General features: G+C 37.8%; 8 protein-coding genes. 5 read left to right on the top strand and 3 right to left on the bottom strand.

The features are described from left to right. The first annotated feature begins 310 nt into the window (after positions 1–310). The 3 genes from R9C00_21695 (at position 311) to R9C00_21685 (ending at position 4,521) form a co-directional block, all read left to right on the top strand. The gene (locus tag R9C00_21695; GenBank protein ID WPO34316.1) at positions 311–3,634 is read left to right on the top strand and encodes a two-component regulator propeller domain-containing protein; all 3,324 of its coding nucleotides are present in this window, start codon (positions 311–313) and stop codon (positions 3,632–3,634) included. A gap of 172 nt (positions 3,635–3,806) precedes the next feature. After that, positions 3,807–4,214, top strand: coding sequence for an NAD(P)H-dependent oxidoreductase (locus R9C00_21690; protein ID WPO34315.1), 408 nt, complete (start codon positions 3,807–3,809; stop codon positions 4,212–4,214). A gap of 25 nt (positions 4,215–4,239) precedes the next feature. Further along, on the top strand, positions 4,240–4,521 hold the full coding sequence (locus tag R9C00_21685) for a hypothetical protein (GenBank protein ID WPO34314.1): 282 nt from the start codon (positions 4,240–4,242) through the stop codon (positions 4,519–4,521). Positions 4,522–4,581: 60 nt separating this feature from the next. On the opposite strand, the gene R9C00_21680 is transcribed toward R9C00_21685, so the two are convergent. Beyond that, on the bottom strand, positions 4,582–6,270 hold the full coding sequence (locus R9C00_21680) for an LptF/LptG family permease (protein WPO34313.1): 1,689 nt from the start codon (positions 6,268–6,270) through the stop codon (positions 4,582–4,584). Positions 6,271–6,785: 515 nt separating this feature from the next. Here R9C00_21680 and R9C00_21675 point away from each other — a divergent pair. After that, positions 6,786–7,298, top strand: a complete 513-nt coding sequence (locus R9C00_21675) for an HNH endonuclease (GenBank protein ID WPO34312.1) — start codon at positions 6,786–6,788, stop codon at positions 7,296–7,298. Here the strand turns inward: R9C00_21675 and R9C00_21670 are convergent. Then, positions 7,295–7,780, bottom strand: a complete 486-nt coding sequence (locus R9C00_21670; protein ID WPO34311.1) for a hypothetical protein — start codon at positions 7,778–7,780, stop codon at positions 7,295–7,297. The two genes, R9C00_21675 and R9C00_21670, sit on opposite strands and share 4 nt — an antisense overlap. A gap of 523 nt (positions 7,781–8,303) precedes the next feature. Further along, a complete protein-coding gene (locus R9C00_21665; protein WPO34310.1) occupies positions 8,304–8,534 on the bottom strand; it encodes a hypothetical protein in 231 nt (76 codons plus the stop codon). An 886-nt stretch (positions 8,535–9,420) separates the two neighbouring features. Here R9C00_21665 and R9C00_21660 point away from each other — a divergent pair. Beyond that, positions 9,421–12,111: a bifunctional acetate--CoA ligase family protein/GNAT family N-acetyltransferase gene (locus R9C00_21660; protein WPO34309.1), complete on the top strand. Its 2,691-nt coding sequence runs from the start codon at positions 9,421–9,423 to the stop codon at positions 12,109–12,111. The last annotated feature ends 2 nt before the right edge of the window (positions 12,112–12,113 follow it).

Here is a 12,113-nt window from a genome sequence, read left to right as displayed (position 1 = left end):
GTCGCTAATCACAAATACTCATGCATATTAGTTGTTCCTTTTTTTTTGCTATGCGTTGTTAAAAAAATCAATCTGTAGCGTTGCTATGCATGGATTTTTTTGTCCTGAGAGAAAGTCCGCTAGCTGAGTAAAAAAAATATCTATGCCAGTATGTGTATTAATTATGATAAGCTACTTAGCTCTAATCATTATCTAGAACCTAAAACTAATGAGAAATAAGGCTCAACTAATCTTTTTGTTTGTATACAGTTTCCTTTCCCAAAATTTGTTCTCACAACAAGTTCCAGATAACTGTTTTAAACATTTATCAGTGGATGATGGGCTTGCGGCAAACTACGTGAATGGCTTTGTACAAGATGGGAGAGGGTATATGTGGATATATGGGGGTAGTTTTTTGAGCAGGTATGATGGGTATGAAATAGTACAATACAAAAAAGAACATAAAGGTAAGTGGTTAGTCGGAAACATTAACAGCACTTGTATTGATTCTAATGGTGAACTTTGGGTTTTGTCGGCAATATTATCCAAGTACGATCAGTCAGTAGATAGTTTCGCTATAGTCGAAACCTATGTAGGACTAGATGGGGAAGAACATAAGATACAGGGAAATGGATTTTCAAACTTGGTAAAAAGCCCCGATGGCAGTGTGCTCATCAACAATAATCGAGGAAAAATATTAAAGTATTATTTAGAACAAGGAGTGGCAAAGGAAATACAATTGCCTCTCCCTCCAGAGATCAAACCGAAAAAAAATGAACATCCAAGAGCCGTTTTTGTAGATGGTGATGGCACTCTTTGGTATAAATTATCCAATACCTCATTTTTGGTGAAATGTGGAAAATATAATAAAACCACTAAAATCGACTATAAACATCTGGGCTATGGAAATATGCCAATCAGAGAAATGGTCGATGACATTACTGGAGAAAACTTGCTCTTTACTTCGGCTCTCAACATAGACTGTTTTTTTGTTTTAAATAAAAAAGACCATACCATAAGGAAAATCAGGCATTATACAGGAGACCAGACAGCCGAAAAAGAAATTGATATCACTGGTATCGTCCCTTATGACGAAAACATTGTCTTAGTCGGGTATAAAAGAAATATGGGACTGAAAGCGATTAATATACAAACCGGTGAGCAGCAGCTTTTTGAGCATGATATAAACTTCCCCAACAGTCTTACAAGTAATCATGTTTTAAACTTATACCGCTCACCCGATGGGCTCATCTGGATAGCCACCCAGTATGGTGGTGCCAACATCTTGGACCTTAATTTAAAACCTTTCAAGTTATACAGGAAACAGGGTTTCGATCTTGAAAATAGCCTGAGTGATAATATGATCACTTCTTATTTGGAGGGTCAGGATGGGACAATATGGATTGGTACTGACCAAGGTGGGCTTAATAAATTTGATCCAGAAACGGGCAAATTCAAGCATTACATACATGACCCAAAAGATAAGCACAGTATTTCGGCCAAACAAGCGATCGGTATGGCAGAAACAGAAGACGGGATGATCTGGATTGGTACATGGAGCGGTGGATTAAATAAGTTTAACCCTAAAACGGGTAAGTTCAAAGCCTATAGGGCAAATGATGATAAACCAGAAGGATTGGCGTGCGACCATGTATGGCAAGTAGCGGTCAGCACAGACAATCAAGTTTGGGTCGGCTATAACTTTTGTGGGAATAATGGTGTCGCTTTTTCCAAGTTCGATCCCAAAACCGAGAAGTTTACACATTTTTATAGCAAGAAAGGGAAGGGAAACTTCCCGCCTGCAAAGGGGGCAGAGGTTCTTTACGCAGATCCTTATAATAATCTTTGGGTTGGCGTTCGAGGTTTTATGTATAAATATGACATAAAGAGGGATGGGTTTATTTTTTTCGAAGACTTATCAGCCAAGCTAAACATAGCATGTTTTTTATCAGAGGATGAAGACAGGATTTGGCTGGGAACAAAGGAATCTGGTTTATTTTTGTTTGATCAAAAGACCAAAAACATCAAAATTTACGATGTTGAAAATAATGGATTACCGAGCAATTCGATTAGAGCCATCCAAAAGGACAAAGAGGGTAATCTATGGTTAGGAACATCGAATGGACTATCTAAATTTAACCCTCAAACAGGGGCTGTATCAAACTATGGAGTGAAAGATAAGATGCAAAGCAAAAGCTTTGACGATGGTTCTATGTATACGAGTACTGGAGAGATGTATTTTGGTGGGGTAAAAGGGTTGAATGTTTTCAGACCAGAAGAAATTAAAGTTAATAACAACATTCCTCCTGTGCATATTACTAAGTTTAACCTGTTCAATAAAGAAGTCTCTTTTAAAGATGAAAACTCTCCTCTTAAAGGAGATATCAGTACGCTGAAGGAGCTTGTGCTAACCCATGAGCAAAATATTTTCAGCTTTGAACTCACTGCCTTGAACTTTACCAATACTGATGAAAATCAGTATGCCTATATGTTAGAAGGGTTTGAAAAGAATTGGAATTATATTGGGGAAAATAGACAGGCAACCTATACGAATATTGGTGCAGGAGAGTATGTGTTTAGGGCAAAGGCAGCTAACAATGAAGGGATTTGGAACGAAAATGGTGTCACTCTAAAGGTTACGATCTTGCCCCCTTGGTGGGAAACTTGGTGGTTTAGAACATTAGTCGGGTTGATCGTAGTTGGTGGTTCAGTTGCTTTTTATAAGTATAGAATGCACACCATTAAAAAACAAAAAAGGGTTTTGGAGCTTAAAGTTGAAGAGAGGACTTCTGAGCTACAAGTAGCCAATGAGGAAATGGCGCAGCAGGCAGAAGAGCTAGAACAGCAGCGCGATTATTTGCAAGATGCGAACGAGTCAATTTCCAAGAAGAACGATATGATCACCGCAAGCATCAATTACGCCCAGCGCATCCAACAGGCTATTTTGCCGATGGAAGAGGAACTGTCTGGTCAGTTTGATGACCACTTCGTACTTTTCCGTCCAAGGGACGTGGTTTCTGGTGATTTTTATTGGATGCACGAAAGTGAGGAAGCAACCTTTATTGCAGTGGTTGATTGTACAGGTCATGGGGTACCAGGAGCGTTCATGAGCATGATCGGCAGTTCGCTTCTTAACAGGATTGTAGGTGAGATGAAAATTACCGACCCAGCTAATATTCTTAAAGTACTTCACAAAAATGTGGTGAAAGCTTTGAGGCAAGAAGCTACTTATAACAGAGACGGTATGGATATGGCATTGTGTGCTATTTATAAAGGTGGTGCAAAAGGAAAAGTAGTATTTGCAGGAGCTAAAAGCTCTTTGTTTGTACAGCAACCAACTAAGGAGTCGGTAGATGAGTATATAAGTAGCAGGATGTCAGTTGGTGGAAGTAAAGCTGAAAAGTTATCATTTGAATCTGAGGAGTTTATGTTTGACCAAGGAACAGTCCTTTATTTAACTACTGACGGATATATAGATCAGCACCGGGCTTCGGATAGAAGGAGATTAGGTAGGAAAAGGCTTAGAGAGCAACTTGAAAAAGTGAAAGGGAAAAACTTGGTTTGTCAAAAAGAACTCCTCGAGAATTATTTAATTGAATATATGGGAGATGAGCCACAGCGTGATGATATAGCTCTTATAGGTATTAGACTTTAAAAATACAGAGTCATAACAGCGTTGAAATGATTGTTGGGCACAACCTTAAGGTTGTGCTTTTTTTGTTTTAGCCAGTAGAAGAAATGAATTTTATAAAACAAAATGAGGGGGGGAGTTTGTTGGTTTGGTACTGATGTTCTAAATCAAGTTTACTATAAACCAAAGACAAAACATGAACCCACCTGCTGACTATAGTGATCTTAACGCTCTTTTTCTTAATTGTACACTAAAAAAATCGCCAAGTGTATCGCATACCGAAGGATTGATTAGTGTTTCAAGAAACATTATGGAGAAGAACGGGGTAAGTACAGAAACTGTTCGCCCTGTTGACTACGACATAGCCTTTGGGGTGTACCCCGATATGACCGAGCATGGTTGGGAAAAAGACGAATGGCCTTCACTATTCAAAAAAGTTGAGGCAGCTGATATTCTCGTGATAGGAACACCTATTTGGCTTGGTGAAAAATCCTCTATTTGTAACCAAGTTATTGAACGTTTGTATGCTTATTCGGGCATTTTGAACAAAGAAGGTCAGTATGCTTACTATGGGAAAGCTAGGAGGGACTCTTATTACTGGTAATGAGGATGGGGCAAAACACTGCGCTATGAATATTCTTTATTCTCTCCAGCATTTGGGTTATGTAATCCCTCCCCAAGCAGATGCAGCATGGCTTGGTGAAGTAGGTCCGGGTCCTTCTTATTTAGACGAGGGTTCTGGAGGTCCTGAAAATGATTTTACCAACCGCAATACCACCTTTATGACTTGGAACTTGATGCATATGGCAAAAATGTTGAAAAATGCTGGTGGTATCCCGGCATATGGTAACCAACGGTCGAGATGGAATGATGGGGAAAGGTTTGGGTTTGAAAACCCAGAGTATAGGTAAAAAAGCAAAAGCTCCTTAGCGTCTGTTATATAAGGAGCTTTTGCTTTGATGGATACGGGTTTATTTTACTAATTGGGGAGCCTTTTCTACCGTTTTCTTTTTACCCATTACATAGTCTTTCACATTTGAGAAGACAACATAGTAAAAGTCAAAATCGAATAACCTAGCATCGCGGCGGGCTTGCCTTAGGAAAAATAGTCCAAATAAGAATAAAATAAAGTTTGCTGCCCAACAGCCTATCTCAGGAGCAATTACCATTTCTTTGGCATACTTTTCACCCAAAATAGTGGCTATGTAATAGATCACAAAAAAGACTATTGAAATCAAAATTGGCATTCCCAATCCGCCTTTTTTGATAATTGCCCCTAGGGGAGCTCCAATCAGGAACATCACAAAGACCGCTACCGTTTTAGTAAAGTTTCTATAAATATCTACCCTGTAGTTATTAACAAGTTTTATTTGTCTTTCCGATCGCTCTACATTCGTATTGATCAAATTATAAATACTTCCAACTTTAGACGATGCCTTCACCAATTCACTGCTAGTAGGATCATCGGTCATTATCTCACGAACCTTTGCTGTGTCTACTTCGATTGTTTTTGGTTTCACGTCATCTTTTATAGGGGGAGAGTATGCGGCAAGTTGAACGGTGGCATGCCCACCTTGCACATCAGAAGTCTGCGGTTCTTTTTCTTGTAACTGTCGAGTCTTTTTCAGGTCTTCTTCCTCTCTTCGTTTATCTTGCTCAAACTGCATGCGCTCTTCTTCATTCATTCTTTGCAGCTCTCTCTCTTCTTCTTCCTTTGCTTGCTTTTGTCTCAGCTCTTTCATATCATCTTGCCTCCAAAAAGTATGATATGACAATACTGACGTATATAGTTTGCCCATATACATATCGTAAAGCTGCTGAGACGAATCTTTTTCGACAGCCAGTTGGGCAGTAGTTTTCATATAGTTGTGCCCAGCAAAAAATGCTTCTTTAGTATCCTTCATGCCATATGAGGATAAACTAAACATGAAATTAGAACTGTCGAACTTGTTGCGGAAATACTCCGTTGGTTGTCCCTTTTTCTTCCCCTTTCTAACCGATTCCTCAGAATAGATTGTGCCATCTTGAAGATCAAGCCTAAGGTATTTGTCGCCCACAGTTCTCATGGTGCCTCTTTTGGCCATAATCACTTGAACATTACCTTTTCTGTCCCTATGGTTGTAGATCATTATACCCTCAAGCGAGTCTGTTTCAGCAATTTTTTTGTCTATTTTGATCCTGTATCCGGGCAAGTCGGTATAAAAAACTTCTTCTTTAAACTCTAGTGTAGGCTTTTTTTGTTTAATATCATATAGTAAACTCCATGCTTTTAGGTTTGCTTTTGGGGCAAGCTGATCGTTGAAATAAAATGCACCAAAGGTTAGCATCATCACAAAAATCCCAACAGGCCACAAAATTCTGATAAGGGAAATACCTGCACTTTTAATAGCGGTAAGTTCCGAGTGTTCGCCGAGCGTGCCGAAAGTCATAAGGCTTGAAAGAAGCACTCCCAAGGGCAATGCAACCGGTGCTAGCACCAGTGAAAAGTAGAAAAACAACTCCCCGTACACTTCTAGTGGCAAGCCTTTGCCTACAAAGTGCTTGAAGTTTTTGATCATAAACTGAGTAAGAAAAATGAAAAGCACCACTGAGAATGCCAATAGAAATGGCCCCAGAAATGATTTCAAAATCAGTTTATCTATTTTCTTTAATCTTAACATATTTCTATCTAATAAAATGCTTTAGACGCATGACTTTCCTCTTCAAAAACAATCATCAAGCCTCACCGTTATTCAAACCTCTAAAACGTAAAGTTCGTGTGTACAAAAATAAGTATATCTCCCTTACGAGCTGAGTTTTTAACTTTTTTTATGCGCAAGTTAAAAAGTGTCTTTGCGGACAAGGTTGTTTTTAAGCTTAAAACATTACTTATCAGAAAGATGTTTTGCCTGTTTTGATTTTCAAGTTTTGATTTTTTTGTGAAGTACAATTTAGATTCTAGTCCTATTTTGGTAAACAGCGTTTAAGCACTAATTGGACAAGTGCCATTGTAACCTGATTTTTCAAAAGGGAGAGACAAATGAATAATTGCAAGTGAATCTATGTTGAATAGGAGATAGGAAAGTGTAACCTTTGGATTGAACAATGAATTATAAGTCATTAAATTGAAAGGGATTGTGATTGTTCCAATTCAATTTTTATATTTATTGAAGAGTTTCATAAGATTATTACCAATATGAGTAGTGCATCGCAAAAAGTTTTGATACTTAATGCTGACTACCGCGCACTATCTATTTGCAGTACCCACAAAGCCTTCCTGCTGGTTTATCTTGAAAAAGCCGAAATAGTGACCAAAGCGGCGGGAAGAATGTTGCGTACTGTAACTAGAACATACGATGCGCCTTCGGTTATTCGGCTGTTTAAGTATGTGAATATCCCGTATAAGGGAGTAATGATGACCCGTCAAAATATTTTTAGGCGGGATAATTTTACTTGTGTTTATTGTGGTGTAAAAGAGAACCTTACGCTTGATCATGTAATGCCTCGATCGAGGGGCGGAAAGTCGTCTTGGACCAATTTGGTTACAGCTTGCCAAAGTTGTAATTCAAAAAAAGGTGATTTTACTCCTGAGGAAATAGAAATGAACCTTCCTTACAAGCCATTTAAGCCAACTTTTGTCATGTTCATTAAAGAGTATTCTGGTATGGGAGATGATACGTGGCATCCTTTCCTCAAAGTGGCTAACTAGTCATCGTCTTCTGGGCTAGAAGACGATTTTTCTTCAATTGCCGTATCGTTTCCAAAGATATTCAGCGGGATAATTCTCTTTACAAAAGAAGACTTTCCTTCCAAGCTTTTATCATAATCTTCTTTGGCTTGTTTTAGTGATTTTTGCCACATTGGGGCAAAGCCTACTGCCGACTCGGACATGATATCCACTGCTTTCTGGTAAATGTGGAAATTCATGATTTCCCCTCTTCCTGGTTTTTGCAACAAGGTTTGGTTAGTAATCCTTAGGTTTTCATTTTCCTTTTTGAGCCTTTCTACCTCATTCTTTCTAGTATCTATAGATTCAGCTTCTATTTCCAGCTTTTGGTGCAAGTGATTCTTTAGTTTCTTTATTTCGCCTTTCAGCCTATTGTTTTTCAACAAGCCATTGACGTAAACTACGATAGCTAGCAAAGCTCCAATCACCAATCCAAATAAAAACGGTTCTAGCATTTCTTCCATAGTCTTCTGAGTTTTCTTCTTATATAAACATAAGGTATTTTACAAAAGTGCATAACAAAATTTAGTTCGCCAAAATTTTTTGGAGCTACTGTGCTCCTACTATAAATTTTGAAAAACTCAATTATTTATGCTGAATGCCAACAGTATAATTAATGACTAAAGTTAGCCCAAATAATTATCATTTATTATAGATTATTTGATTGCTTGTTGTAAAGGATAGGTGCATATGCAGAGTTGCGTAATATGATGGCATAACACCCCATTATGTAAGAAAGGCGGGTTTTGGGGTGTGTGATAATTTAAGAAATAGCTCCTTAATAGAGAAGAAAGCTTTTTTATTAGTTGCTTTATAAGCAAGTTGATGAACCAATGATATTCAATTGGCAGACCTATTGTTTTTGAACTGAAAATACGTGCCAATTATGTTTCACTATGATAAGTATAGCTTATGGGTGGTTACAATAAAAAAGTAACCACCCTTTGCTGTAGTAATTAACCTTGGTGTTTTCAGCTGTACTGCTATTTAGCTTTTTTTATGTGAAGCTGGGTTGATGATCACCACTTCTTCATCGTCGTCTTCGATTATAACTCTTTCAGGCAGCGGCCTGCTTCGTGCTGATGGTTTGTTGTTTCCTTTTAGTTTTTGAATTAGGTTTTCGAGTTCTTTTACTCTCTTCTTCGTTTTTTTAAGTTCTGCTTCATAAAACCGAACCAATTCTTCTACTTCTTTTTCTTCTAGTGTAATCTTTTTCATATACAAACCTTTAAAGTTTCTAACAATGCGGTTGTACATTGTGTAATCCCCAGCTTTTTGGGGCTGTGGATTGTTCCAATTTGTACAATTCTGTGTTGTTTACTATTTAAAAGAGATTTTTTGTGAAAATATTTGCTCAAATACTGCAAAATCTGTTAAGATTAGTGAATGGTTATCAACAAGTTATTGAATTAATAACTTGTTGACATTCGTTAAGTAGTAGGATACCCTAAAAGGCAATAAAATAGGATTCTGATTTTGTTGTTTGTACTATAAGTTTTGTGTTTTAGTAGTTTTTGGTTACTAGATGATGGTACTAGAAAGATTCAAATAAAAATATACCACTTTAAACATGAATAAAAATAATCTATATTAAATAGTAAGAGTTTAAGGAGTTATTTTCTTGGCTTAGTATACAGTAACATAGGATTATAAAAAGTTTGTTGTTATAATTAATTCTGAAAGGTATCCCGACTGAAGGTGTAGGTATTTTATAAAAGGTTTAATGTTTAAGTAGTCTTTTAAAATTAGTCAGATTAGTTGGTGGAGCATTATTTATAGTTTTAAATAAAGGACTTTTTTTTAAAAAAACAAGTAATAATTGTATGTTTTTTTGTTTTTCCCTATAAAAACATATCAATTGAGTGAAAATGACAAATTATTTTTTGATTGAGACCTTTGTTTTTTAGTAGGTAAATTATTTGTAAAAGAGTATTTTAATGTATTGATTCAACTCGAGAATTAGCATAATAATTTATACCTTTAAAAGGTGCATTATTCTACCTGTTTCTTTAAAGCATCTCCCTAAATAGATGCTTATTTTTTACCAGCTAATAAACTCCTGTTGCAAGTACAGGATTGCCGATTCAACCATAAAATGACTCAAATGAAAAAACTATTTCACCCAGCCTCTATTGCGGTGATTGGGGCTTCTGAAAAGGAAAATACAGCAGGTAATCAGGTTTTTAAGAACTTAAAAAACGCATTTGGAGGAAAGCTTTTTCCTATTAATCTGAACCATGATGAGATCCTAAATACAAAGGCTTTTACGAATATTAGAGAGGTAAAGGAAGCTGTGGACTTGGCAGTGATAACCCTTAAGCCTGCGCAACTTTCCGAAGTGGTTAAAGATTGTGCAAAAGCAGGGGTGGAATATGTGGTTTTGATTTCGGAAAACGCACGAAATAGAGGGAGCTTTGATACTTATACTTATGAGGAGAAGATAAAAAAGCTGGTAGAAAGGTATAAAATCAGGATTTTAGGACCAAATAGTATAGGCCTGATGAGCTTGCACAATAAGATTAATGCATCTACAGCTATAACAACTCCAAAACCAGGAAATATTGCATTTGTGAGCCAAAGTGGAGCATTGTGTAATTCTATTTTGGACTGGGGCTTAAGGGAAAATGTGGGCTTTAGCCATTTTATTTCCTTAGGTGATATGATTGATATTAATTGGGGAGATTTGCTGCTATACTTGGGCGACGATCCATATACAAAAGCTATTTTGCTTTATATGGAGAGTGTTGGTAATGCAAGAGCATTTTTATCAGCGGCGAGGGAAGTGGCACTCACTAAGCCAATTATTATGATAAAGGCGGGCAAAACAAATGCTGCAAGCCGTGCGGCTGCGTTCCACACAGGTGCCCCAGCAGGTGCTGACGCGGTGCTGGATGCGGCTTTCAGAAGAACTGGTGTCCTTCGTGTAGAAACAGTTGCTGAGCTCTTTTACATGGCCTCATTGCTGTCTAAACAACCGACACCTCGTGGGAATAGGATTGCAATAGTAAGTAACGCTGGGGGGCCGGCAGTTTTGGCAACGGACGCTCTCATGCGCAATGGGGCTGTGCTTTCAGTTTTTCATGAAAAAACAGTGCTAGCCCTCAAAAAGAACAATCAGTTAGAGGGTAGGAAAATAGCTAACCCCTTGGATCTGCATAGGAATGCGCAGCCTAAAACATTTGTGGCAGCTTTAGAACTAGTGTGGAAAGATCCTGAAACAGATGCTATTTTGTTGATAATAAGTCCTCAGTTTTTATTGAACATTAAAGACTTATCAAAACAGGTAATTGAACTTTCAAGAAAATACAATAAACCGCTGATCGTCAGTTTGATGGGAGGGGGGCTAAGTCAAGAAGGAAATGTATTGCTCAATAAAGCAAATATTCCTGTTTTCTCTTTTCCCGATACGGCAGCCAAGCTTTTTGGCTACATGTGGAAATATGCATATAATCTAAAGGGGATTTACGAAACTCCAAGAATGCTTTCGAGTAGACCAACGGAAGATTTGGCTATTAAGAAAAAAGTGGATTTGATGCTAAATATTTGTAAAAAGGAGAAGAGAAAATATCTTTCTGAGTTTGAGTCCAAGGCAATTTTATCTAGATATGGTTTGCCAGTAATTCCGACACAATTGGCAACTTCAGAAAAAGAAGCTGTTGCAAAAGCAGAGGAATTGGGATATCCTGTCGCCCTGAAAGTACATGCTGATAGGTTGGTGCATAAGGCTCGGTTTGGGGGCGTGGTGCTTAATCTTCACTCCGAAACGGCAGTACGAGCTGCTTATCAAGAGATCAAAAATAATATTGAGAAAAATAGGGGTGAAGATGTCTTTTTGGGTGTGACCGTGCAAAAAATGTTTGGAAGGCGAGGGTATGAGTTGGTGGTCGGTAGCAAAACAGATGAGCAGTTAGGACCAATAATGGTTTTTGGTAATGGAGGTCGCAATTTGGAGATTTATAATGATAAGGCTTTTGGTCTTCCTCCACTTAATACCACACTCACGAGAAGAATGCTTGAGCAAACCAAGATCTATCGCTACCTAAAGGAAAATAAAAAGCTGAGCCCACAAGTGTTTGATAAACTGGAAAATATGATGGTTCAGTTTAGCAAATTGGTAATCGATTTTCCACAAATTAAAGAAATAGACTTGAACCCTGTTGTAGTTTCGGAGCATGATATTCAAATATTGGATGCAGCAATTGTTCTTCATCCTTTCAAAATAAGTAAAAAAGAGTTGCCTAAGTTGGCGATTAGGCCTTACCCGACCCAATACGAGCATAATTGGGAAATGAAAAGTGGGGAAGAAATTTTTGTAAGACCTATTATGCCAGAAGATGAGCCGCTTATTATCCAGTTTCACAAAACATTGTCGGATCAGAGTGTATACTTTAGATATTTTCATTCGGTTAGTTATGATTATCGAGTGTCGCATGATCGTTTGGCAAGGATCTGTTTTGTGGATTATGATAGGGAAATAGCTTTAGTAGCTCTTAGGCCTGGTGCAGAAGGAGATACGCTGCTGGCTGTGGGAAGGATCGTAAAGATGCGTACAGAGAATGAGTGTGAGTTTAGTATTACCATAAGTGATGCTATGCAGGGCATGGGGTTGGGAACTCATCTGCTCAAAAAATTGATTGAGGTGGCAAAGGCAGAAGGTTTAGAGAAGATAAAAGCAGATATTTTACCCGAGAATAGGTCAATGAGAAAGGTCTGCGAAAAGCTTGGTTTTAAGCTCAGGCTAGATATGGAAGAACAGATGACAAAAGCAGAACTTTCTCTAAAAGATGGAAAATAAAG

Source organism: Flammeovirgaceae bacterium SG7u.111 (assembly GCA_034044135.1).
GTDB lineage: Bacteria > Bacteroidota > Bacteroidia > Cytophagales > Flammeovirgaceae.
The sequence above is the reverse complement of the archived record's forward strand: the minus strand, read 5'-3'. Positions and strand labels throughout refer to the sequence as shown.